The 23,723-nt window shown below is 63.8% G+C and carries 25 protein-coding genes; 10 read left to right on the top strand and 15 right to left on the bottom strand.

Annotation, left to right across the window (positions count from 1 at the left end; genetic code table 11):
• The 5 genes from E0E05_RS16070 to E0E05_RS16050 all read right to left on the bottom strand — a co-directional run bounded on the left by E0E05_RS16070 (position 1) and on the right by E0E05_RS16050 (position 4,844).
• Positions 1 to 777 carry an SDR family NAD(P)-dependent oxidoreductase gene (locus tag E0E05_RS16070; RefSeq protein WP_131617614.1) on the bottom strand — a complete coding sequence of 259 codons (777 nt, stop codon included), beginning with the start codon at positions 775 to 777 and terminating at the stop codon, positions 1 to 3.
• Between the two features lie 41 nt (positions 778 to 818).
• Positions 819 to 1,901, bottom strand: a complete 1,083-nt coding sequence (locus E0E05_RS16065) for a Gfo/Idh/MocA family protein (protein ID WP_131617613.1) — start codon at positions 1,899 to 1,901, stop codon at positions 819 to 821.
• A gap of 21 nt (positions 1,902 to 1,922) precedes the next feature.
• A complete protein-coding gene (locus tag E0E05_RS16060) occupies positions 1,923 to 3,188 on the bottom strand; it encodes a TRAP transporter large permease (protein WP_039723644.1) in 1,266 nt (421 codons plus the stop codon).
• A 14-nt stretch (positions 3,189 to 3,202) separates the two neighbouring features.
• Positions 3,203 to 3,739: a TRAP transporter small permease gene (locus tag E0E05_RS16055; protein ID WP_131617612.1), complete on the bottom strand. Its 537-nt coding sequence runs from the start codon at positions 3,737 to 3,739 to the stop codon at positions 3,203 to 3,205.
• 70 nt (positions 3,740 to 3,809) lie between these two features.
• The gene (locus E0E05_RS16050; protein WP_131617611.1) at positions 3,810 to 4,844 is read right to left on the bottom strand and encodes a TRAP transporter substrate-binding protein; all 1,035 of its coding nucleotides are present in this window, start codon (positions 4,842 to 4,844) and stop codon (positions 3,810 to 3,812) included.
• A gap of 219 nt (positions 4,845 to 5,063) precedes the next feature.
• On the opposite strand from E0E05_RS16050, the gene E0E05_RS16045 reads away from it, so the two are divergent.
• Entirely contained in the window at positions 5,064 to 5,408 is a 345-nt protein-coding gene (locus E0E05_RS16045) for a transposase (protein WP_244597803.1), read from the top strand.
• A gap of 429 nt (positions 5,409 to 5,837) precedes the next feature.
• Here E0E05_RS16045 and choV read toward each other — a convergent pair whose 3' ends face one another.
• The 3 genes from choV to E0E05_RS16030 form a co-directional block, all read right to left on the bottom strand.
• Complete coding sequence (gene choV, locus E0E05_RS16040) at positions 5,838 to 6,890, bottom strand: choline ABC transporter ATP-binding protein (protein WP_131617609.1); 1,053 nt, start codon at positions 6,888 to 6,890, stop codon at positions 5,838 to 5,840.
• Positions 6,887 to 7,720, bottom strand: coding sequence for a choline ABC transporter permease subunit (gene choW, locus E0E05_RS16035; RefSeq protein WP_131617608.1), 834 nt, complete (start codon positions 7,718 to 7,720; stop codon positions 6,887 to 6,889). The genes choV and choW overlap by 4 nt, the downstream gene beginning before the upstream one ends.
• A 69-nt stretch (positions 7,721 to 7,789) precedes the next feature.
• Positions 7,790 to 8,716, bottom strand: a complete 927-nt coding sequence (locus E0E05_RS16030; protein ID WP_131617607.1) for a choline ABC transporter substrate-binding protein — start codon at positions 8,714 to 8,716, stop codon at positions 7,790 to 7,792.
• An 88-nt stretch (positions 8,717 to 8,804) separates the two neighbouring features.
• On the opposite strand from E0E05_RS16030, the gene betI reads away from it, so the two are divergent.
• Genes betI through betA form a run of 3 tightly spaced genes read left to right on the top strand, consistent with a single transcriptional unit; the run spans position 8,805 to position 12,533 of the window.
• Positions 8,805 to 9,383 (top strand): choline-binding transcriptional repressor BetI, encoded by a 579-nt coding sequence (betI, locus tag E0E05_RS16025; protein ID WP_131617606.1) that lies wholly within the window; start codon positions 8,805 to 8,807, stop codon positions 9,381 to 9,383.
• A gap of 34 nt (positions 9,384 to 9,417) precedes the next feature.
• Positions 9,418 to 10,875, top strand: a complete 1,458-nt coding sequence (betB, locus tag E0E05_RS16020; RefSeq protein WP_131617605.1) for a betaine-aldehyde dehydrogenase — start codon at positions 9,418 to 9,420, stop codon at positions 10,873 to 10,875.
• Positions 10,875 to 12,533, top strand: a complete 1,659-nt coding sequence (betA, locus tag E0E05_RS16015) for a choline dehydrogenase (protein WP_131618095.1) — start codon at positions 10,875 to 10,877, stop codon at positions 12,531 to 12,533. Before betB ends, betA begins: the two co-directional genes overlap by 1 nt.
• Before the next feature lie 159 nt (positions 12,534 to 12,692).
• Here the strand turns inward: betA and E0E05_RS16010 are convergent, their stop codons facing one another.
• The 6 genes from E0E05_RS16010 to E0E05_RS15985 all read right to left on the bottom strand — a co-directional run bounded on the left by E0E05_RS16010 (position 12,693) and on the right by E0E05_RS15985 (position 18,196).
• Positions 12,693 to 13,457, bottom strand: a complete 765-nt coding sequence (locus tag E0E05_RS16010; protein ID WP_131617604.1) for an SDR family oxidoreductase — start codon at positions 13,455 to 13,457, stop codon at positions 12,693 to 12,695.
• Positions 13,458 to 13,479: 22 nt separating this feature from the next.
• Positions 13,480 to 14,211, bottom strand: coding sequence for an ATP-binding cassette domain-containing protein (locus E0E05_RS16005; RefSeq protein WP_131617603.1), 732 nt, complete (start codon positions 14,209 to 14,211; stop codon positions 13,480 to 13,482).
• The gene (locus tag E0E05_RS16000) at positions 14,208 to 15,191 is read right to left on the bottom strand and encodes an ABC transporter permease (RefSeq protein WP_131617602.1); all 984 of its coding nucleotides are present in this window, start codon (positions 15,189 to 15,191) and stop codon (positions 14,208 to 14,210) included. Before E0E05_RS16000 ends, E0E05_RS16005 begins: the two co-directional genes overlap by 4 nt.
• A 74-nt stretch (positions 15,192 to 15,265) precedes the next feature.
• Positions 15,266 to 16,243, bottom strand: a complete 978-nt coding sequence (locus tag E0E05_RS15995) for a sugar ABC transporter substrate-binding protein (protein WP_131617601.1) — start codon at positions 16,241 to 16,243, stop codon at positions 15,266 to 15,268.
• Positions 16,244 to 16,265: 22 nt separating this feature from the next.
• Entirely contained in the window at positions 16,266 to 17,468 is a 1,203-nt protein-coding gene (locus tag E0E05_RS15990; protein ID WP_131617600.1) for a mandelate racemase/muconate lactonizing enzyme family protein, read from the bottom strand.
• Between the two features lie 8 nt (positions 17,469 to 17,476).
• The gene (locus E0E05_RS15985) at positions 17,477 to 18,196 is read right to left on the bottom strand and encodes a FadR/GntR family transcriptional regulator (protein WP_244597799.1); all 720 of its coding nucleotides are present in this window, start codon (positions 18,194 to 18,196) and stop codon (positions 17,477 to 17,479) included.
• Positions 18,197 to 18,304: 108 nt separating this feature from the next.
• Here E0E05_RS15985 and E0E05_RS15980 point away from each other — a divergent pair, with 108 nt between their 5' ends.
• Complete coding sequence (locus E0E05_RS15980; RefSeq protein WP_131617599.1) at positions 18,305 to 19,189, top strand: SMP-30/gluconolactonase/LRE family protein; 885 nt, start codon at positions 18,305 to 18,307, stop codon at positions 19,187 to 19,189.
• Positions 19,190 to 19,231: 42 nt separating this feature from the next.
• Positions 19,232 to 19,522, top strand: a complete 291-nt coding sequence (locus tag E0E05_RS17925) for a DUF1513 domain-containing protein (RefSeq protein WP_039724306.1) — start codon at positions 19,232 to 19,234, stop codon at positions 19,520 to 19,522.
• On the opposite strand, the gene E0E05_RS15970 is transcribed toward E0E05_RS17925, so the two are convergent.
• Positions 19,489 to 20,226 (bottom strand): DUF3047 domain-containing protein, encoded by a 738-nt coding sequence (locus E0E05_RS15970; protein ID WP_210215729.1) that lies wholly within the window; start codon positions 20,224 to 20,226, stop codon positions 19,489 to 19,491. The genes E0E05_RS17925 and E0E05_RS15970 overlap by 34 nt on opposite strands.
• Positions 20,227 to 20,476: 250 nt before the next feature.
• Between E0E05_RS15970 and E0E05_RS15965 the strand changes: the two genes are divergently transcribed.
• The 4 genes from E0E05_RS15965 (at position 20,477) to E0E05_RS15950 (ending at position 23,591) form a co-directional block, all read left to right on the top strand.
• Positions 20,477 to 21,268, top strand: a complete 792-nt coding sequence (locus E0E05_RS15965; RefSeq protein ID WP_244597797.1) for a DUF1194 domain-containing protein — start codon at positions 20,477 to 20,479, stop codon at positions 21,266 to 21,268.
• Positions 21,269 to 21,679: 411 nt separating this feature from the next.
• Positions 21,680 to 22,123, top strand: coding sequence for an RrF2 family transcriptional regulator (locus E0E05_RS15960; RefSeq protein ID WP_131617597.1), 444 nt, complete (start codon positions 21,680 to 21,682; stop codon positions 22,121 to 22,123).
• Entirely contained in the window at positions 22,120 to 22,389 is a 270-nt protein-coding gene (locus E0E05_RS15955; RefSeq protein WP_131617596.1) for a DUF6522 family protein, read from the top strand. Before E0E05_RS15960 ends, E0E05_RS15955 begins: the two co-directional genes overlap by 4 nt.
• A complete protein-coding gene (locus E0E05_RS15950; RefSeq protein WP_244597796.1) occupies positions 22,386 to 23,591 on the top strand; it encodes an NnrS family protein in 1,206 nt (401 codons plus the stop codon). Before E0E05_RS15955 ends, E0E05_RS15950 begins: the two co-directional genes overlap by 4 nt.
• The last annotated feature ends 132 nt before the right edge of the window (positions 23,592 to 23,723 follow it).

The following is a 23,723-nucleotide window of genomic DNA, read 5'->3' as shown; positions in this document are numbered from 1 at the left end:
CTAGTTCCTCTGTGCGATGGCGCTCAGTCCGCCGTCGATGTTGAAGCATGCACCGGTGACGAAGGAAGCATCGTCTGTCGCCAGGAACACGACCGCCGCGGCGATCTCCTCCGGCAGACCCTGGCGGCGCAATATGCCGGGACCATCATCGTGCGGCCGTGTCAGCCCGGCATCGAGTTCGCGGCCTTCGGCGGCTGCCCGCTTGATGTGAAAGTCGGTCAGCGTCGGTCCGGGCAGAACCGCATTGATGCGGATACCCTGATCGGCATGATCGCAGGCCATTGACCGGGTCAACGCCAGCAGTCCCGCCTTGGACGCATCGTAAAGCGCCATTCCCGGACGGCCGACCACACCGTTGGCGGACGAGATGTTGATGATGCTGCCGCCCTGGCGCATGTGCGGGATCAGGTACTTGCAGCTCAACCCGGGGCCTCGCAGGTTGACGTCCAGAATGAACGCCCAGTCTTCGAGGGTGGCGTCCGTCACCGGTCCGAACACGCGCGCGCCGGCATTGTTGACGAGGATGTCGATGTGCCCGAACCGCTCCACCGACTGCTCGGCCAACTTGCGGATGGAGTCGTCGTCGGCCATTTCGACGTGCATCGGGACCGCTGTCGCACCGGCGTCGCTCAATTCCGCTGCCGTGCGCTCGGCATCCTCCAGGACCCGGTCGGCAACCACGATCTTCGCCCCCTCGCCAGCCAGCAGGCGGCATGTCTGACGGCCGATGCCTCCGCCTCCACCGGTGACGACGGCGATCTTGTTTTCGAGCTTCATTCACGGTTCTCCTTTCAGGTGTATGATTGGTTGGCGCGGCTCTATGGCCGGGCCAAATGGCCGAACCAGTCGGCAATTGCGCGCACGTCGACCTGCTTGCCCGTGCGCGCCGATTCGAGCGCGGCGAAAACCATGGCCTGCGACTGGAGCGTTTCTTCCAGCCGCGTCGGCATTGGTTCGCCGCCGCGCAACCACTGCACAAAGCGCTCGATGATCCAGACGTTTCCGAAACTGTCCTGCACGACTGGCTCAACCGTCTCCCCGCTTCCGGGGCGGCGTACGGGCTCTTGGCCGGTGGGATCGTAGTACATGCGTTCCAGCCGTCCGCCGTCGAGGATCAGCGTGGCCTTGTCGAACTCGGCGCGGATCGTGCCCTTGAAGTACTCGTTGATGGAGACCGCATTGCAGGCGGTGCTTTCGTAGCTGGCCCGGACGTCGTTGCCGAAGCGCATGATCGCCAGAACCTGGGAATCGCCGGCAAACTCCCCCCAGGGAGGGTTCCAGGACGTCGCGAAGATGGAGGCTGGCGCGGCGCCGGCCAGATCGCGCAGGATGTCGAAGTGATGAATGGCTGCCTCGACCAACATGACATCGTCCATCTCGTGGCGGAACCGGCCCCAACTCGCGAACCGCCGCAGTTCACCGGTGAGGCGGAAGGCAATGTAATCGAGCGCGCCATATTGGCCGCTGTGGACCTCGCGTCGCAGGGTGGAATGGGCCTGATCGAACCGGTGGGTCATCGTGAACGCGATCCGGCGGCCCGTCTCGCGGGCTGTTCTGACGATGCGCGCTGTGTCCTCAATCGAAGCGGCAATCGGTTTTTCGCACAGCACATCCATGCCGGCATTGGCGGCCATCGCGACGTGATCGGCGTGGTCCCACGGTGGAGTCGAAATCAGAGCGAAATCGGCGTCGGCCTGACGACACGCTTGGGCTGCATCGGTGAAGCACTGGGTCTCTGGCAGCCCCAGAAAGTCGCGCGCCTCGCCCAGCGCCTGTCCGTCGATGTCGCAGACCGCCACCGTCTCGACCAGTCCCCTGGCTTTCACTGGCGGGACGAAGTCGCGAAGCCAAGCTGCGCCATATCCACCTACTCCGATCTGTAGCATCTTCAGGGGTCGCATGATGCGGAAACGTCCTTCCGGTCAGTTGAGGTTTGGCAGCCACAGCGAAATGGCCGGTATGAAGGTGATCAGCATGAGCGTGAGGAACAGCGGCACGTAGAAGGGCAGGAGTTCCCGCACGAGCCGGCTCATCGGTACGCGCGCGATGTCACTGATCAGGAACAAGGACAGGCCCATCGGCGGCGTCACCAACCCGAGCACCACGTTGAAGACCGACACGATGCCCAAGTGCACGGGATCGACGCCGGCTGCGATCAGGGGCGGCGCCACGATCGGCATGATCAGCAGCACGACGACGCCGGCGTCCAGGAACATGCCGGCAACCAGCAGGATCAGGTTCAGGACGAGCAGAAGCACGATAGTGTTGTCGGTGTCAGGCAGCACGGCGGACGCAAATTGTTGCGGCACCTGCTCGAGTGCAAAGACCCAACCCAGCAGCTGCGCCCCTGCGACGATCACCAGGATCGCGCCCGTGGCCTTGACTGTGTCGACCGCCGAGGTCAGCAAATGGCTGGGGCTGAGATCGCGGTAGACGAGCGCGCTCACCAGAAGGATGTAGAGGACGACGACGGCAGCAGCCTCGGTCGGCGTGAACCAGCCCGTGAGCATGCCGCCGACGAGGAACACAGGCGCGAGCAGAGCCGGCAGTGCCGCCGCTCCGCCGCGTGTTACTTCGCTTGGCGTGGGCCAACGTGGTTCGCGCGGGAAGCGGCGCAGACGCGCAAGGATGGCGGTCGTCAGCATCAGCATGATCACGCACAGGATCGCGGGCAGCACGCCGGCCAGCAGCAGGCTCACGATCGAGGTGTTAGTGACCGCACCATAGATGATGAGGATGATGCTGGGTGGGAAGATCGGCCCCACGGTCGCAGACGCCGCGGTCACGGCGGCCGCAAATCCGGCGCTGAACCCTCTTTCGCGCAGCGCCTTTATCTCGACACGGCCCAGACCGCCGACGTCAGCGAGAGCGGCGCCCGACATGCCTGCGAAGATCAGGCTGGCAAAGATGTTGACCTGAGCCAGGCCACCGGGCACGCGTCCGACCACGATGTTGGCGAAATTGAAGATGCGCGACGTGATGCCGGCGGTGTTCATCAGGTTGCCGGCCAGAATGAAGACCGGGATAGCCACCAGCGTGAAGGAGTCGACGGAGAAGATCAGTCTCTGAGCGGCGGAGTCGAGGGGGAAACCGTTCGCCAGGATGTAGTAGATCGACGGCAGCATCATCGCGACCACAACGGGGAAGCCGACGGAGAACAGGACGAGGAAAGCCAATCCGATTGTCATAGTAAGGTCCTCGGCTAGAGCGCACTCGGAGGAGCGGACGAAGTCGGATCGACATCAATTTCATCGGCGATTTCGTCCGCCGTGTAGCTACTCTCACCGTCGCGCCAATATTCGACGAGCCGCACGAGATACTCGAAGGTGACCAGAAGGAAGCCGATCGTGCCGGGGAGAATGAAAACCCAGAAAGGCACGCCAAGTGTTGTCGAGACATGCGCGTTTTTCACCGACGTCAGCACCGCAGAGAAGGTCGCGACGGCGAAGATCAAGGCCGAGCCCGCAAGGATCAAGACCGACAAGGTCCGTCGCGCAAGACCGGGTAAAGCGCGACGCAATTCGTCCATGGCGATCATGCCGGCACCGGACACGGCAACGGGGGCCGCCATGAACGCCAGGCAGATCAGAAAATACTTTGTGAACTCTTCCGAGCGCATGAGTGGCGTATCAAACAGGTTTCGCATGACCACCTGGATGATCGGCAGTGCCGTCACGAGCGCCAGCAAGGCGACGCTGATCGCCAGGTAACCCTTGCGCATTGCATGGATGAGGCGCATGGCGCACCTTTTCAACGGCTTGCGGGGAACGGCGCCCGAGACCTCGCCGGGCGCCGGAGATCGTCAATGATCAGTCGATCGCGCGAATGCGTTCGATGTCATCTGTCCACTGCGGGAAGTCTTCGGCGACCTTTTCGAGCACGGCCTGACGGAACTCTTCATTGCGCAGTCCATCCTCCGGCTCGATCACGGTCACGCCCTCGTCGCGAAGCTGTTCCTTGATCGCCTCTTCCTCGCTGGCAACGCGATCGAGGGACCACTGCTCCATCTCGTCGACAACATCGCGGAAGACCTCCCGGTCCTGCTCCGAGAGCGACTGCCAACTGTCCTCGTTGATGAACAGGCCGAGCACGGACTGCATGTGACCCGTGATCATCACGTAGGGCTGAACCTCGTAGATCTTGGTCTGGTAGATCCCCGCCAAGGGGTTTTCCTGGCCGACGACCAGTCCGGTGGCCAGTGCCGACGGAACCTCGGCCCATTCGACAGGCGTCGGAATCGCGCCCATGCCTTCAAGCATGGTGGTCCAGATCGGCAGCGGCACGCCGCGGATCTTCTCGCCTTTCAGGTCGTCGGGTCCATACACTGCGAAACTCGCCGTCAACTGCCGAGCGCCCCGATAGAGGCCGCCGAGGATACGAATATCGCCTGCCTCGATGACCTGCTCATTGAAGTCGGCCATGACCTCCGAATCCTGCGGATCGGTCGCGGTCAGCGCATGGGCGCCGTCCCGATATATGTAGGGCGCATTGAACAGCGCGATGTCCTCGACATAGGAAGCAAGCGCCGCGAAATCGTGCAGCGTCATGTCGATCGCACCACTGCTGACGCTCGAGATCTGCTCCTTGATCGAGCCGAGTTGGCTGCCATGAAAGAGATTGAACTCTATTCGGCCATCGGTGCGTTCAGTCACCCTACGGGCCAGTTCCTCCAGATACTCGTAGTCGATGTTGCCCTCGGAAGCCACGGAGGCAACCCGCAGCGTATGTTCCTGAGCATGCGCCTCTTCCCCTGTCGGGACGGCCGCGGTAAGGGCAGATGCGGTAAGCGCCGTCAGTGCGGCATTGGCAAGGCGCTTCGCTAGCCGGTAGTTGAATTCGATCATGGTTTCCTCCCAGTCGGTTCGCGGACCATCAAAGTCGCGGGGATGTTGCTCCCTCGACCGTCCCTAAAGACCCGATCGGACCACCATAACCCCCGATCTTCGACGCCACGGGTAATCTTGGGCAATCGAAGAGCGCGAATGCGTGTAACATGGAGCATGTTCCTGTGGGCCAGCACGGCTACGGGGCGTTCCCGAGGAGGACTGACCACCAAGATCCACATGACGGTCGACGCTCTGAGCCGGCCGCTCGAGCTGGTCCTGACGTCTTGGCAGCCCGGCGACGCGCCGCTCGCCCCGGCGCTCCTCAACGGCCTGTCGCCGCGCCGCGTGCTGGCCGACAAGGCCTACGACTCCAACGCCATCAGGGCGCTGGTCGCAGACCTCGGCGCCGAGTCGGTGATCCCCTGCAATCCGACCAGAAGGCGGCGCATCGTCTACGAAGCCGAAGCCTACAAGATGAGAAACACGGTCGAGCGATGCTTCAACAAGATCAAGCACTTCCGCCGCATCGCCATGCGCCTTGACCCCGCGCCACCCACTTCCTCGGCTTCCTGCAGATCGTAGCCGCCATGCTCTGGATGCGTTGAATGTAGATTCAACCTCGGGCTTCCAACCGCTTTGAGAGCACCGAGTTGGGCTGTGGCAAGTCAAGACGCTTGGCCAGATGATGATAATGGGCCGAGATCATCGGTCGAACACCAACTCGCTGATAATGACTGATCCGCCATCCGTCATACGACGCCTATTTCTGTTCAGGAAACAACTGTCGCCGAACTGCCAAATCATCGTGCCAGCGAGAGGACTTGTCAGAGGAAGCCACGCTGATAGCATCTCGACGGGTCGGTTGTGGAAGTCAGCGGTGCTCTGATGGAGGTTTCTCCATACGAAACAGACGTTTGCGACTATCGACCATCGAGGTGGACGGGGAAAGGCGGTCGGATTTGTTTCCTCTGACAACACCCCTTGGTGCCGACGGCATCCGGAATGCGACCGTCATCGCCCTGATGTTGCTACCTCGCCCGAACTCGGAGCGCCAGCAAGCGCCTTCAGCAGATCGTCCTTGGATAATTGGCCGACGATCTGGCCGTTTTCTTCAACACCGACCGGACCTTCCATACCGATCAGGTGGTCCATGCAGTTCTTGATCAGCATATCGGCCGGCAAAGTGTGCGACGGTGCGCCATCGGGGGGACGCATCAGATCGCGGGTGCGCAGAACACCCAACGGGTTCATGTTCTGCACGAAATCGGCGACATATTGGTTTTGCGGGTTCTGGAAGATGTGCTGCGGCGTTCCGGCCTGGACGATCCGGCCGCCTTCGAGGATCGCGATCTGGTTGCCCAGTTTGAACGCCTCATCGAGATCGTGACTGACAAAGACGATGGTGCGCTTGAGTTCGGCCTGCAGCTCGAGCAATTCGTCCTGAAGCCGGGTGCGTATCAGCGGATCGAGCGCCGAGAACGGCTCGTCCATCAGAAGGATCGGCGCATCGGTGGCAAAGGCGCGCGCCAGACCGACCCGCTGCTGCATGCCGCCCGACAATTCGCCCACCTTGCGGTCGGCCCAGTCTGATAGGCCGACCAGGGCCAACTGGTGATCGACCCGCTCGCGTGCCTTCCTGGCGGGCATCCCGCCAAGCTCGAGCCCGAGGCCGGCATTTTCGCGCACTGTCCGCCATGGCAGAAGGCCGAACTGCTGAAAGACCATCGACACGGTGTTCATGCGAATCCGGCGCAGCGTCCTGGAATTGGCATTGGTCACATCGACCATGGTGCCGTTCTCGCGCACCGAGACCGATCCGCGGATGACCGGATTGAGCCCGTTGACGGCACGCAGAAGCGTCGACTTGCCCGAGCCCGACAGGCCCATTAGGACGAGGATCTCGCCTTCGGGGACGGCGATTGAACAATCATGGACGCCGAGGATCTGGTCTGTCTCGGCCTGGATTTCGCCGCGCGAGCGTCCTTCATCCATGAGCGGCAAGGCTTGTGCCGGCTTGTCGCCGAAGACGATCGAGACATTGTTGAATTCAACCGCGTTGCTCACGTGCGCCGCACCCGCAGAACCCGATCGAGCATGATGGCGACGACCACGATTATGATGCCGCTTTCAAAGCCGAGCGCCGTGTTGACCTGGTTGAGGGCGCGTACGACCGGCACTCCGAGCCCGTCCGCGCCGACCAGCGCGGCGATGACGACCATGGAAAGCGACAACATGATCGTCTGGTTCAGCCCGGTCATGATCTGCGGCATGGCGTAGGGCAGTTCGACCTTCCACAATGTCTGGCGCGGCGTGGCGCCGAACGCCTGGGCCGCTTCGAGCAATGGCCTGGGCGTCGAACTGATGCCCAGATGGGTCAGCCGGATCGGCGCGGGCACAACGAAGATGACCGTCGCGATCAGCCCCGGTACCATGCCGATACCGAAAAAGACGATCGCCGGTATCAGATAGACGAAGGTTGGCAGCGTCTGCATCAGATCGAGCACCGGGCGCATCGCGGCATAAAGCCTTGGCCGATGCGCGGCGGCGATGCCGATCGGCACACCGATCGCCATGCACACGACACAGGCGGAGAGCACCAGCGTCAGGCTTTCGGTCGTCTCTTCCCAGTATCCCTGATTGAGGATGAACAGAAAACCGGCAAAGACGAACAGGCAGGTCTGCCAACTCTTTTGCAGCAACCATGTGATGGCGACAAAGATCGCGATGGTGATCAGCGGGTGGGGCGACTGCATGAGCCAAAGGATCGATTCGATCAACCGGTCGAGCGCAACGTCCAGCCCGTCGAAGAACCACTGGCCATTGTCCTGAAGCCACTCGAACAGATCGCTCGCGGCCTGGCCGACCGGAATCTTGTTCTCCGACAGCCACTCCATCGTGTTACCCCCAATCCATCATCGCCAGCCCCGCCGCCAGGAGTAGAGACGCCCCTTGCCCCCGCTGCCCTAAAGGCCGAGTGCGGAAGTGACAGCTTCCATGGCGTCGCCGCCATCGAGCGTTGTCACGCCGTCGAGCCAGCCATCAAGCACCCCGGGGTTGGCCGTCAACCATGCGCGCGCGGCGTCCTCGGGGTTCTCTCCATCATTGAGAATTGCGCCCATGATCTCGTTTTCCATGGCCAGCGAAAATTCCAAGTTGTTCAAGAACTGCCCGACATTTTCGCATTCCTCGACATAGCCGGCGCGGGTATTGGTGTAGACCGTGGCGCCGCCCAGATTCGGTCCGAAGAAATCATCGCCCCCTTCCAGATAGGTCAGCTCGAAGTTTGCATTCATCGGGTGCGGCTCCCAGCCGAGAAAGACGATCGGTTCGTCCCGATCGCTCGCCCGTTCAACCTGCGCCAGCATGCCCTGTTCAGAGCTCTCGACAACTTCGAACGATGACAGGCCGAACGCGTCCTCATCGATCATCGTCTGGATGAGGCGGTTGCCGTCATTACCCGGCTCGATACCGTAAATCTCGTTGTCGAGCGCTTCGGCGTTGGCGGCGATCGCATCAAAGCTGTCGATGCCAAGCGCGGCGCCCGCCGCATTGGTCGCCAAGGTGTACTTGGCGCCTTCCAGATTGGCGCGCACCGTGTCGACCGAACCGTCGTCGCGATAAGGCGCAATGTCGGCTTCCATAGTTGGCATCCAGTTGCCGAGGAACACATCAATGTCGCCGGACTTCATTGAAGCATAGGTAACGGGGACCGAAAGCACCTTCACGTCGGTCTCATAGCCGAGGGCGTCGAGAATTACAGTCGCCGTCGCCGTGGTCGCGGTGATGTCGGTCCAGCCTACATCGGAAAAGGTTACGGTCTCACATTGCGCCGCCGCGGTGGCGGTTGTCATCAGCAGCGCGGCCGCGCCAGCGATAAGGCTCTTGTGCATGGTATCGTTTCTCCCTGACAATCATGGTTGATTGACTGACCAGTTAAAATTACTTTTCTTCGCATGACAACCACTCGGGGGAGGAAACTTGCCCAAACTCGGTATGAAACCGCTGCGCCAGAGCGCGCTGGTCGAAGCGACCATTGCAGAAATCGGCCGCACGGGCTCGCTCGACGTCACGGTCAGTCAGATCGCGCGCAAAGCCGGCGTTTCCAGCGCTCTCGCGCACCATTATTTCGGCTCGAAGGATCAGATCTTCATCGCCACGATGCGCCACATCCTCGACATTTTCGGTCAGGAAGCGCGTCAGGGTATGGCTGCGGCGAAAACGCCGCGCGACCGGCTCATGGCCATAATTCACGCGTCGTTTTCGGCGCAGAATTTCAAGCCGGAGATCGTCAGCGCGTGGCTCAGCTTCTACGTCAAGGCGCAGAGATCGGCCGAAGCGCAGCGGCTCTTGCGTGTCTATCACCGGCGGCTGCACAGCAATCTGGCCTTCGATCTGCGAAAGCTGTGCGATGGCGATGCCGAGGCGATCGCGCATTCGCTCGCCGCACTGATTGACGGCCTCTACATCCGCCAGGCCCTGCGCGAAGGTGCGCCCGATGGTGCCGCCGCCGTCGCCATGATCACCGACCATCTCGATCGCGCCATCGGCCGGCACTGATCGTCAGTCCATCGCAAAACTACGAGCACTGACCATGCCATACGACACGCAACCTCAAGCCAGCCATTTCATTAATGGACGGTACGTCGAAGACCCTGCGGGCGCGGCCATCGATGTGATCTTTCCCTATACCGGCGAGACGATCGCCACCGTTCACGCGGGAACGGCGGCCATCGTCGATCAGGCGCTCGCGGCAGCGAAAGCGGCACAGCCGGCCTGGGCCGCCATGGCGCCGCGCGAGCGTGGCCGCATCCTGACCCGCGCCGCACAGATCATGCGCCAGCGCAACGCCGATCTGTCGCTGCTCGAGACGATGGACACGGGCAAACCCTTGCAGGAAACGCTTGTCGCCGACGCAACGAGCGGCGCCGATGCGCTGGAGTTCTTCGGCGGGCTGGCTGGCGGGCTGACCGGCGAGACGATGCAACTGGGCGAAGACTGGGTCTACACGCGCCGCGAGCCGCTCGGCGTCTGCGTCGGCATCGGCGCCTGGAATTACCCGACCCAGATTGCCTGCTGGAAAGCTGCGCCAGCGCTCGCCTGCGGCAACACGATGGTTTTCAAGCCGTCCGAGAACACGCCGCTCTGCGCGCTGAAGGTCGCCGAGATCCTCACGGAAGCCGGGCTGCCCGATGGCGTCTTCAACGTCGTTCAGGGCATGGGCGAGACCGGCAAGGCGCTGATCGGTGACGGGCGCGTCGCCAAGGTTTCGCTGACAGGCTCGGTGCCGACCGGACGCAAGGTCTATGCCGCCGCCGCCCATGATCTCAAGCACGTCACGATGGAGCTTGGCGGCAAGTCGCCGCTTATCGTCTTCGACGATTCCGACATGGAGAACGCCGTCGGCGGGGCGATCCTCGGCAACTTCTATTCGTCCGGCCAGGTCTGTTCGAACGGCACGCGCGTCTTCGTCCATCGGTCGATCAAGGACAGGTTCCTCGTTCGACTGACCGAGAGACTTGGAGACGCTGTCATCGGCGATCCGCGCGATGCGGCCACGTCCTTCGGCCCGATGGTCAGCGAAAGCCAGATGGATATCGTGCTGGGCTATATCGACAAAGGCAAGGCCGAAGGCGCGCGGTTGGTGACGGGCGGCGCACGCCTCGACCGCCCCGGCTTCTTCGTCGCGCCGACGGTGTTCGCCGATGTGACCGACAAGATGACGATCGCCCGCGACGAGATTTTCGGCCCCGTGATGGCGGTGCTCGATTTCGAGGATGAAGAAGAGGTCGTCGCCCGCGCCAACGATACGCCCTTCGGCCTGTCGGCGGGCGTCTTCACCCGGGACATAGGCCGCGCCCATCGCGTGATCGCGCGGCTCGAGGCGGGAACTTGCTTCATCAACTCCTACAACGACGCCCCCGTCGAAGTGCCGTTCGGCGGCATGAAGGCGTCCGGCGTTGGCCGCGAGAACGCCCACGCCGCGCTGGAGCACTACAGCCAGATCAAGTCGGTCTACGTGCGCATGGGCGATGTCGAGGCGCCGTACTGATGAAGGCCGAGTACGTGATTGTCGGCGCGGGAAGTGCCGGCTGCGCCATGGCCTATCGACTGGCCGAGGCGGGAAAATCCGTGCTTGTCATCGAGCATGGCGGCACCGACGCCGGCCCCTTGATCCAGATGCCCGGCGCCCTGTCCTATCCGATGGGCATGAAGCGCTACGACTGGGGGTTTCAGACCGAGCCCGAACCGCATCTGGGCGGACGCCGTCTGGCGACGCCCCGCGGCAAAGTGATCGGTGGATCATCCTCGATCAACGGCATGATCTACGTGCGCGGCCATGCGCTGGACTATGACCACTGGCGCGATACGGGCGCAGACGGCTGGGGCTATGCCGACGTGCTGCCCTATTTCAAGCGTCTCGAAAACTGGCACCATGGCGGCCATGGCGGCGATCCGGCCTGGCGCGGCACCGACGGGCCGCTGCACATAACGCGCGGCAAACGCGACAACCCGTTGACCCGGGCTTTCGTCGAGGCGGGGCGGCAGGCCGGCTACGAGGTGACCGATGACTATAACGGCCACCAGCAGGAAGGATTTGGCCCCTTCGATATGACGGTTTGGCGGGGCCGGCGCTGGTCGGCGGCCAACGCCTATCTCAAGCCGGCCCTTAAGCGCGACAGCTGCGATCTGGTTCGCGCATTCGCGCGGCGTGTGGTCATCGAGCAAGGACGCGCGACCGGTGTCGAAGTGGAACGCGGCGGCGCAATCGAAGTCATCGGTGCCGAGGCGGAGGTCATCCTTGCGGCATCATCGATCAATTCGCCCAAGCTGCTCATGCTTTCGGGTGTCGGCCCGGCGGAACATCTGGCCGAACACGGCATCGCTCCGATCACCGATCGTGCCGGGGTCGGCAGGAATTTGCAGGATCATCTCGAACTCTACATTCAGGCGGCCGCTTCGCAGCCGGTGAGCCTGTTCAGGTACTGGAACCTGGTCGGCAAGGCCTATGTCGGGGCGCGCTGGCTTCTCAGCCGCACCGGGCCCGGCGCCTCGAACCAGTTCGAAAGCGCCGCCTTCATCCGCTCGCGCGCGGGAGTGCAATATCCCGATATCCAGTACCATTTTCTGCCCATTGCGGTGCGCTATGACGGCCAGGCAGCGGCCGAGGGGCATGGCTTTCAAGCGCATGTCGGGCCGATGCGCAGCCCATCGCGTGGTGAGGTCACGCTGCGTTCGGCCGACCCGAACGCGCCGCCACGCATATGCTTCAATTACATGGCGCACGAGCAGGATTGGATCGATTTCCGTCGCTGCATCCGCCTGACGCGGGAGATTTTCTCACAGGATGCGTTCGCGCCCTTCTACAAGCGCGAAATCCAGCCTGGCGAGAATGTAACGAGCGACGACGCGCTCGACGATTTCATCCGCGACAATGTAGAAAGCGCCTACCACCCCTGCGGCACCGCGAAGATGGGCCGGCGCGATGATCCGATGGCCGTGGTCGATCCGCAATGCCGGGTCATCGGTGTCGATGGGCTGCGTCTCGCCGACAGCTCCGTCTTCCCGCGCATTACCAATGGCAATCTCAACGCGCCGTCGATCATGACCGGCGAGAAGGCAGCAGACCACATTCTGGAGCGAATGCCGCTGGCCGCTGACAACAGCGAACCGTGGATACACCCAAACTGGTCGAACCAGCAAAGGTGATGTTGGCAACAGGCGTTGTCACTTGTGGTCTTGTCAGAGCAAAACCGCGTTGATTGGGCGAGGGCGGTTTCGGTGCGTTTGGCTTTGCTCATGCCCCAACGCTACGAAACCGCCCGACCCGAGCAATGCGGGTAGATCTGACAAGACCCGAGGCGAGCCCTACTGCGTGCCGGGGGCCTTGCCGCCGAGCCAGCCGCCGTCGACACCGATGTTCTGGGCGGTGATCATGTCGGCCGCCGGCGAGACGAGGAAGTGGACCAGATCGGCGACATGTTCGGGCTGGATGCGTGACTTGAGCGCCTGCTGTTCGAGCACCCAGTCCGAATAGTCCTGCGCCTTGTCGCCGAACACGCGCGCCTCGGCCTCGGAAACGATGGCGCCGGGCGCAACCGCGTTGACCGTGATCCCGTGCGGTCCCAGTTCGCGGGCCAGGGAGATGGTCAGGCCGAGCATGGCGCCCTTCGAGGTGATGTAGGGCACGTAACCGTCGATGATGCCCTTCAGCGTCACCGACGTGAAGTTGATCACCCGGCCCCAGCCCTTCTGCTTCATCGCCTCGGCGCACACGCTCGTCAGCGCGTAGGCCGCCGAGGAATTGACGCGGATCTGGTCCTCGTATTCGTCGAGGGTGAATTGGTCATAGGGCCGATTGATGATGAGGGCGGCGTTGTTGACGAGAACGTCGAAGCCGCCGTCGGCGTCGATCGTCTCGGCGACCGTCGTCCGCGCGGCGGCGAGATCGTTCAGATCGCATGGCAGCAAGCGCGCGCCGAGTTCGCGCGCCCGCGCCTGCGCGCCGTCAAGGTCCGGCCGCTCGAGGATCGTCACTGCGGCGCCGGCTTCCGACAACCGCTTCGCCTGCGCCCGGCCGAGCGATCCAAGCCCGCCGGTCAGCAGAACCGTCCTGCCTTGCAATGTGGTCATGGCTTCCTCCTGTCGGTATCGGTCACAGAACGTCGAGCACGTCGTCCATCGACACCTCGTCGGCGCGCCGGTCCAGAACGATCTCGCCGCGCGCCATGGCGACGATGCGGTCGCAGCATTCGAACACGTGATGGATGTTGTGGCTGATGAAGATGGTGGTGACGTCGTTGTCCTTGAGCGACTGGACAAAGCCGATCACCTTCTGGGTCTCCTTGACCGCCAGATGGTTCGTCGGCTCGTCGAGTATCATAACCTTGGAGCGGAAATGCATGGCGCGGGCGATGGCGACGCCCTGCCGCTGGCCGCCCGACAATTCGCCCACCAGCGCCTCCGGCGAACGCAGATGCAGGTCGACGTCGCGCAGGGCCTGCATGCTCTCTTCGGCCATGCGGCGATGGTCCATCACGCCGATCCCGAACAGGGAGGCGCTGAGCGGTTCGCGGCCGATGAACATGTTGCGCGCGATCGACATGGTCGGAACCATGGAATTGTACTGGTAGATGGTCTCGATGCCCGCATCCATCGCATCGCGCGGGTTCTCGAAATGCACCGGCCGGCCTTCGAACCGAATGCTGCCGCTGTCGGCGGTCTGCATGCCCGACAGGATGTTGATCAGCGTCGACTTGCCCGCACCATTGTCGCCGACCAGGCCAAGCGCCTCGTTCGGCCGCACGTCGAGCGAGACGCCCTTGAGCGCGTGCACGCCCGAATACCATTTGTGCAGGTCGCGGATTTCGATGACCGGTTCCATCAATCGGTCTCCACCTTCATGGCGCGCGCCTTCTTGCGCAGCCAGGCGTTGACGATAACGGCGAGGATCGTCAGCGAGCCGAGCGCCAGTTTGAACCAGTTCGCATCGACCCGGCTGAGCACGAGGCCATTGTCGATGACGCGGATCAGAACCGCGCCGATGATGCCGCCCAGGATCGTGCCGATGCCGCCGGTCAGCGCGGTTCCGCCGATCACCGCGGCCGCCACGGCCTGCAGTTCTAGCCCCTCGCCGATGGAGGGGAGCGGGGCGCCAAGGCGCATGACCTGGATCGTGCCGGCAAAGCCCGCGAGCAGCGAGCAGATCATGAAGCAGACGATCTTCACCCGCGCGGTGGGAATGCCCATCGCCTGTGCGGCCGGCAGGAAGCCGCCTGTCGCGCGCACCCAGTTGCCGAAATTGGTGCGCGACAGGGCAAGCGCGACCAGAACGGCGATCGCCAGAAACCACAGAAACGACATGCGGAACATGTCGCCGGGACCGACGAAGGCGATGAAGAGTTGGCGCGGCATCGCATCGGGCGGAATGACGGGCGGAAATCCGCCCGAGATCACGACGGTCAGCGATCGGGCGACAAAGAGCATGCCGAGCGTGGTGATGAAGCTCGGGATGGCAAAGCGCACCGTGATGACGCCGTTGACGAGCCCCACGGCGAGGGCCGTCAGAAGTCCGGCCGGAAAGGCGAGGATGAAGGGGACGCCGTCGGCCAACAGCACGCCCATGACCATCGGCGCCAGCGCGAAGACCGAGCCGACCGAAAGATCGAACTCGCCGCAGATCATCAGAAGGGTCACGCCGATGGCGACAAGCGCCATTTCCGGCAGCAGCCCCAATATGCCCTGCAGGTTCTGGGCGCCCAGGAAGACGCCGTCGGACCGGACCTGAAACACGAGCGCCAGCAAGATGAGAAAGGCGATGCCGGCCAGTTCGGGCCGCTCCATGTATATCTTGATGAATCGTCGCACGGTGGCGCAGTCCTCGGCATGCGGAAGAATTGGCGGCCGACGTGTTGCGCCGGCCGCGTTCCGGTTGCGGACCCCTAGCGAAGGCCCTCGGCGGCCAGTTCCTTGAGGGCCGGCACGTCTTCCTGCAGGACAAGGCCCTGACCGGTGTCGACATCGGCTGGCGCCAGGTCGAAATTGTGGGCCAGGTAGGCCTGCATGACGGGGATGAACCCCTGCATGTAAGGCTGCTGGTCGACCTGCACCTGGATGTAGCCGGCCTCCATCTGGTTGAGCACTTCCGAAACGATATCGAAGCCGCCCATCAGCACCTCGCCCGGCTCGACGCCGCGATCGGCGAGGACCTGGGCCACATAGGCGTGCCACAGCCCGGTATCGAAATAGGCGGTCGTGTCGGGGTTGGCGTTCAGGTAGGAACCGACGCGTTCGGCCACCACGGCGCCGTCGGTGCCGGTGTCCAGGCGCGTGATCTCGACCTCACGGTCGGGGTTCTGCTCCTTGTACTCCTCAAGGAAATTCACCACGCCCTGACCGCGCTGCTCGGACCAGTTCTGACCCGGAGCCGAGATGCCGACGACGGCGTTGATCGGCCCTTCCTCGGGGAAGAACTCGGACATCTTCCGGGCGAGCGCGTAGCCCGCGGGAACGAACCCCTGGCCGACGAAAGCGGCACGGGCATTGCCCTGGGCCCCCTCGGTATCGTCGACATTGGCGGCGATGACGACCACCCCCTGATCGACGGCCTGCTCGATCACCTGATCGAAGGCCGTGTTGTCGACGATCGAGGTGATCAGCGCGTCCGGGCCGGCGGCGAGGGCGGTGATCATGTTGGCGGCCTGCTGGTCGATGGCGCCCTCGGTCTGGGTGAAGATCATCTGGCAGTCCGCCCCGATCTTCTCGCAGGCATCGTCGAAGCCCTTCTTGACCGCCTGCCAGAACGGGTTGGAGGCGCTCGAATGGTGGGTGAACACGATGTCCATGGGCTCATCCTGCGCCATGGCCGTGGTGGCCGTCAGGGCGGCGCCGAGCGCCGCGATTGCTGCTAGTCGTTTCATGGTCTCCTCCTTGATTGACGTGTCACAGATCCGCTTGTTGTGTGACCCGACGCGTTGCGGAAAACTGGCGGTCGAGTTCAGGGGATAGCTCCATGCCCAGGCCCGGTCCGGGCGGGACCGTGATCATGCCGTCCTTCACCTCGGGCAGGGCGGTCACGAGGTCGCGGTACCAAGTGCGGTAGAACGCCCGCACGCTTTCCTGCACCAGCGCATTGGGCAGGTTCAGCGACAGGTGGGTCGAGGCGCCGAGCACGACCGGCCCGGTGCAGTCGTGCGGCGCGACGGGCAGATGCCAGGCCTCGGCCATGGCGCCGATCTTGCGGGCCTCCGACAGGCCGCCGCACCAGGAGATGTCGAGCATCACCACGCCGGCGACACCGGTCTCCAGCAGGTCGCGAAAGGCCCAACGGCTGGCGAGCGTCTCGGAGGCGCAGATCGGCGCGCGGCTCACCTCGGCGTAGCGCTTGAGGCTGGACAGGCTGTCCATACGGATCGGGTCTTCGTGCCAGAACGTGCCGAACGGCTCGAGCGCCCGGGCGATCTGGAGGGCTGGCAGCAATTGCCACATGGAGTGGAACTCCACCATGACATCCATCGTGTCGCCGACTGCCTTCCGGATCTTCTCGAACGGCACGAGTGCGGCGCGCAGGTCCTCGCCGGAGATGTAATGCCCGCCGGTCTTCTCGGCGGCCAGGTCGAACGGCCATATCTTCATGGCCGTGATGCCCTCTTCGAGCAGCGAATGGGCCAATTCGTCGGCATTGTTCAGGAAGCCGTTCAGATCGTCATAGCGCGCATCGGCGCCCAGCCCGAAATTGTCCGACTGCTGGCCGGTCGCCTGCTTGATGTAGTCGGTGCCGGCGCAGGTGTTGTAGGTGCGGATCGACGGCCGGCTGAAGCCGCCCAGAAGCTGGGCCACCGGCTGTCCGGTCGCCTTGCCGAACAGGTCCCAAAGGGCGATGTCGAAAGCCGAGTTGCCACGGGTCTCCGCGCCGGCCGAGCGGAAGCCGAGATAGCCGACGAGTTCTCCGCTCAGCCGGTCGATCTCGAGCGGATTGCGGCCGATGACGCGAGGCGCCAGATATTCGTGGACATAGGTCTCGACGGTGCCTGCGATGAAGAAGGTCTCGCCCAGACCGGTCAGACCTTCGTCGGTGTGGACGTGCACCCACAGGATGTTCGGGCGTTCGGCGATCCGGATCGTTTCGATGGCGGTGATCTTCATGGCCAGGCTCAGGCGATGCCGGCGGCGATCAGGGCGCGCACGCTGACGTCGAAATGCTCGGCCATCAGTTCGGCCGCGCGTGCCGGATCGCCCGTCGCGATCGCCTCTGCCAGCGCGATGTGCAGGTCGATCATCACCAGTTGCTCCTTGCGCGAGGTGCGCGAGCGCCAGCCGATCGGCCATGTTTCGCGGGTGACCCCCTCGAAAGCGCCGACGATCATCGCGAAGACCGGATTGCGCGCCGCCTCGGCGATAGCGATGTGCATGGCAAGGTCGTGCTCCATGACCGCCGGCGGCGTGTCGATGTCGCGGGCCATGGCCTGCGCGAGGCCGACGATGCGCTCGGCCTGCGCATCGGTGCGATGCAGGGCGGCGAGAGCTGCGGTGCGCGTCTCGATCGTCCGCCGGACATCATAGATCTGATGCACCGAGATCTGGTCGGTATGCACGCCATGCTCGATGATCGCCGACATCGCGCCGTGATCGACGCGGGCCACCGTCGCGCGCCGACCGGCGCTCAGATCGATCAGGCGCAGGGCCGCCAGCGAGCGGAACGCCTCGCGCACCACGGTCCGCGACACCTTCAGATTGTCCGAGAAGAACGCCTCGCTCGGCAGCCGATCGCCCGGCGCGAGCGCGTTCGTCCGGATGTGCCGCGTGATCGCGCCGATCGTGTCGTGGACACGGGTTGCGCCCGTCTGCATGCCACCCGCTTCAATCTCGTTCATGTCGCCGGATTCCGTCCAGTTCGTCCAAACCTGTATGACAGGATAGACATATCTGATACGCCTGTGCAACTATCCTGTGAGCAAAAACGTGCAAATCCGGAGGCAGGTATGGTCGACATGGTTCTCGATGCGCGCAACGTGGTGGGCGAAAGCATCGTCCATGACGAACGCAATGCCGCGTTGTGCTGGGTGGACATCGTCGGCCGGCGCATCCACCGGCTGGTACTGCCGTCCGGCGATCTGCAGTGTTGGGACACGCCGGAAATCGTGACGTCCATCGGCCTTGCGGCCGACGGCGGGGCCGTGATCGGCATGGCCAAGACCGTGGCCCGGTTCGATTTCGCCGGAACGATCACGCCGTTCGCCGAAGTCGAACCCGACCTGCCCGGCAACCGGTTGAACGAGGGTGTCGTTGCGCCCGATGGCAGCTTCTGGGTCGGCACGATGCAGAACAACATCGCGCCCGACGGCTCACCCGAAGACGTCACCGCGAGCACCGGGCGGCTCTATCGCGTCACGCCGGACGGTGCGGTCACACCGCTTTCCGATGACAGGTTCGGCATCACCAACACGATGGTCTGGACGGACGATGGCCGGCTGATCACCGCCGACACGATGGAGAACGCGCTCTATTCCTACGCCATCGGGCCGGGCGGGTCGCTGCGGGACCGGCGCACCGTCCTCGCCGGTTTCGAGCGCGGCCTGCCCGACGGTTCGTGCATCGACGCCGACGGCTTCATCTGGAACTGCCGTGTCGTTGGCGGCGCGTGCCTGATCCGGATGGCGCCGGACGGCCGCGTCGACCGCGTCGTCGACCTGCCGTGCTCGTGGCCGACGAGTTGCGCGTTCGGCGGCGCGGACCTTTCGACGCTCTATGTCACCTCGGCGCGATTCACGATGGATGCCGACCATCTGGCCGCAAATCCACAGGAAGGCGCGCTCTTCGCTGTCGACCTCGGCGTGAAGGGGCTCCCGTCACACCGGTTTGGATGACTTGTACCAACGTCCGCTGACGCGACCGGCGGCTCTGCCCGCATGGGCGAGTTCGACACGCTCGAAACCGGCCCGCACGACATGGCCCTGATGCCGGATGGCCGAACGCTGGTCGTCGCCAATGGCGGCATCAAGACCCGTCCGGACTATCCGCGCGCCAAGCTGAATGTGCCGACGATGGCGCCCACCCAATTCGAAGGCCTGGAGGTCTGCCCTATGGCAGCCGGCCCTTTCCATCCGAAAATGCACCGGCAGCGCACTTGCGCCAGCAAGCACTGGAGCAGCTCAACAGCAAGCGGCTATCCCAACACCCATTCGCTCACCTGCGCCTGAACACGGCTACCCGAGTTCTCGCTGTTGGACGAAACAGCCAGCGCCACCAGATTGCGCAGCTCTACACCGAACACTCGCTGGAAATCTCGAGCCAAATCAACACTTTCCCGGAACTGGCCGGTTGCGGGACGTCGCTGCACGACATTGCGCAAGCGGCCCGGTGCTTGCGGGCTGGGAATGACGGTGCCCTGCGGATTGTTGCCGCCCCATGTATACATCAGCACCTGCACGTTACGATTGCGCATTAGGCTGGAGATGCCCGTGCCCGGACGAATCCGTGCGGCGACGTCATCGGAAGCATTGACAAAAAACACACCCAGATTGCGGTCATCATTGTCGGTATCGTTCAGGTCCGACGGTGGGACGGAACTGTCGACGCGCCATGTCCATTCGGCGCGGCGGCTGTCAAACAGGTCAGAAGGCAAGATCCGGTACAAGATCGAGGAGGTGCCTTCGGCAACAACGGTCAGGGCGTTGCCGGCGGTGTTGAACGTGTTGGGCTCAAGGCTGCGGAACTTCAGGTGCTCCCAGCCACTGTTGAAGGAGATCGTACTGGCACGCGCTGCAAGGGGCATGGCGGCGGTGGCAAGTGTGCCAAGGCCAACGGACAGGACGGTTCGGCGACTGAGAGGAAAAGACATGTCAACTCCGTTGAGCAGATGCGGGTAACCTGTCCGACGTGAGAAATTTGTCGAAAGTTTCATCTTTCCGCTCACTCTTCCGTGACGGCGCAGAAGCAGATGCCCGCACGTCTGCTCCGGGCGGAATGCCGTCCGGCGTTTTCGGCGATGCCTGCAGGCGGGCGGCGTTCGCCACAATCGCCTTCCCTCTCTCTACCCTCGAGAAATCCTCACAAGCTCATGCGGCCGGCAGAACGTGAATTGACGGTGCTCGGCAAACGCGGTGCACTGACATATGCGCTTTCGCCTCCAAAGCCTGATCGTGATCCTATTCATGTCGCTGCTGCCGGCTGCTGCATTGAGCGCACAGACGATCGAGGTCGATGTCGAACTCGTGCTCGCCGTCGATGTTTCGCGGTCCATGTCTCCGGAAGAACTCGACATCCAGCGCCGGGGATATGCGGAAGCCCTCGTCAGCGACGAGGTGATCGATGCAATGGGCGACGGCCTGCTTGGCCGCGTGGCGATCCAGTATGTCGAGTGGGCAGGCCAGTACAATCAGAGGATCGTCGTCGACTGGACGCTGATCGAGGATCGCGCGGACGCACAGGCATTTGCCCGGCAACTGCTTGCCCACCGCTCTCCTTCGATGAGCCGCACGTCCATTTCCGGCGGGATCAACTTTGCGGTCAACGCAATCGACACCAACGCCTATTCCGGCAACCGGCGCATCATCGACATTTCCGGCGACGGGCCGAACAATCAGGGGCCATATGTCGCCCTGGCCCGCGATGAAGCGCTTGCATCGGGCATCATCATCAACGGCCTGCCACTGATGACGCGCGACGGCATCTACAGCCAGTTCGATATCGAGCGGCTGGACCTCTACTACCGGGACTGCGTCATCGGCGGCCCCGGCGCGTTCCTGATTCCGGTTCTGTCATGGGAGGAATTCCCCGAAGCCGTGCGACGCAAGATCGTCCTCGAACTGGCAGGGCGCCCCTCACCGCCGGCGCACATCATGCCCACGAGCGGCAGCATTCTCGACCTGCCCGGCGGCGAATCCGACTGCCTTATCGGCGAGAAGATCTGGGAGCAGAACCGCTGGATGTGGACTGATCCTTAAGGTGCGGGTCTGGAATTCGCTTCGCCAGTGACTGAGTGCCGAGCGCGTACAGAACGATGCACTGTCTGCTACGTCCTGCGACAGTTGCGTGGCCGAAGGGGTGGCCCAATCCAGCGACAGGTCCACCGGTCGACGGGCGATCCTTGATCCGCCCTTGACGCTCCTTCGCCCTGCAAGTCACGGGTGTTAGTTCTGGCAGACTTGCGCCATCTTCTCGCGAGCCGCGCGCGTCTGGTTCAAACCGAACACCGTTGCGGTATCGCCGGCAGCGTTGACGATTTCCAGCACTGGCAAGGCGGCGCGTGCGGAGCGCCGTGTGCAACGCACGTTCCGACAGTATTGGTATTTCAAATACCAATTAATTTTGCTACGACACCGCATCCGCCCTCGAGCATGCAGGAGTTCTGCCGGATGCGACTGACCAGCTTCACCGATTTCGGTCTGCGCGCGCTCATGCGCATGGCCGGCGAACCTGACCGCGCGCATTCGACCGCCGAGATCGCGGCCGAGTTCGGCATATCGCGCAACCATCTGACCAAGGCGATCCAGGCGCTGGCCGCCGCAGGCATCGTCGAGACCCGTAGGGGCGCAGGCGGCGGCGCGGTCCTGGCAAAGAGCCCGGACCTTTTGCGCGTCGGCGAGATCGTCGCGGTGCTCGAGGAAAGGTCGGCGCTGGTCGAGTGCTTCCAGCGCGACGGCGGGGCCTGCGTGATCACGCCGACCTGTCGTCTCAAGGGCATGCTGGCAGCGGCGCGGGCGCGTTTCCTCGACGATCTGAACACGCACACCCTCGCCGACTGCGCGCTGCCGGCAGCCGCGCAGCCGGGTTCGCCGGGTCCGGGGGCCAACCGATGACCGTGGAGATCGAAAACGGCGCCGTGACCGTTTCGGCCGACATGCTGGCCGGCCCGTTCGGCATCGAGCCGGAAGAGGTTCAGCCGCTCATGCGCGCGGGCGCGATCACCGGTCGCGTCGAGGAAGGCGCCGGGGAAGACGAGGGCCGCTTTCGGCTGACGTTCCGCCATGGCGAGCGCCGTCTCCAGCTCATCTGCGATGAGGACGGCCATGTCCTTCAGCGCAGCCGCACGGTCCTCGTCGGCCGGACAAGGGTACTGCCATGAACGCCATCGGGACGATGGATCGGATGCGCGCCTGGCAGGGGCCGGCCCTGCTGAGCCACGGGTTCAGGCCGTTCTTTCTGGGCGGGGCCATCTGGGCGGCGCTGGCGATGACCCTGTGGCTGGCGATGCTGGCGGGCGCTTTCAGCCTGCCGACGCGACTGGACCCGGTGTCATGGCACGCGCATGAGTTCCTCTATGGCTATCTCGGCGCGATAATCGCCGGCTTCCTTCTGACCGCCGTGCCAAACTGGACCGGCCGGCTGCCGATCGCCGGCTGGGCGCTCGGCGGGCTTTTCCTGTTGTGGCTCTTGGGTCGTGCGGCAATCGCAACGTCCGCGCTGTGGCCGGCGCCCGTGGTGGCGGCGGTCGATCTGGCGTTTCCGGTCCTGTTCGCGCTGATCGTCGCCCGCGAGATCGTCGCGGGCAAAAACTGGCGCAACCTGATCGTGCTCGCGCTGTTCTCTGCCCTTGTCGCCGGCAACGGCGTCTTCCATTGGGAGGCGGCGCGCGGCGACTATGCGGCGCAAGGCTACGGCCTGCGCATCGGCCTTGCCACGGCCATCATGCTGATCGCATTGATCGGCGGTCGCATCGTTCCCTCCTTCACACGAAACTGGCTGGTCAAGCGTGGCGCAGGGCGTCTGCCGACGCCGCCAATGGCGCGGTTCGACAAGGTCGCGCTGCTGACGCTTGTCGCCGCGCTTTCCACATGGGTGGCATGGCCGGGTTCATCGGCCGCCGGCCTCGCGCTGGTGCTGGCCGGTGCGGCGCACGCGGCGCGCCTACTTCGCTGGGCGGGCATGCGCACGGGCGCCGAGCCGCTCGTGTGGGTGCTGCATGCCGGCTACGCCTTCGTGCCCTTGGGCGCCATCGTTCTGGGTCTGTCGAACCTGTCTGCCGATCGTGCGGGCGCGGCGGCCGCGCAGCACATCTGGATGGCCGGCGGCATCGGACTGATGACCCTTGCAGTGATGACGCGCGCCACGCTCGGCCACACCGGCCGGACGCTGTCGGCCGGCTTTGGCACGACCGCGATCTACCTCCTGGTCATTGCAGCCACACTGGCACGCCTGATGGCGGGGGCATTGCCCGATCTGGCCTCGGCGTTTCATCTGGCCTCGGGCTTGGCGTGGATCGCGGCATTTGCCGGCTTTGCCCTTCTGTACGGCCCGCTCCTGATCGCGCCGCGACCGTGTCGGTGAGCCATGGGCTGGACCGGGTTCGTGGCGGCATTGGGCGACGACAGGAGGCGAGGCCATCCTTGTCCGCGCCCGAAGACGCTCGCGTGAATTGAGTTTGCGATCGCGCAAACTCGTCTCCGCATCGGCCGCTAT

Origin of the sequence: Roseitalea porphyridii, from assembly GCF_004331955.1 — a bacterium.
Lineage (GTDB): Bacteria > Pseudomonadota > Alphaproteobacteria > Rhizobiales > Rhizobiaceae > Roseitalea > Roseitalea porphyridii.
This window is presented reverse-complemented; position numbering and strand designations above follow the sequence as displayed.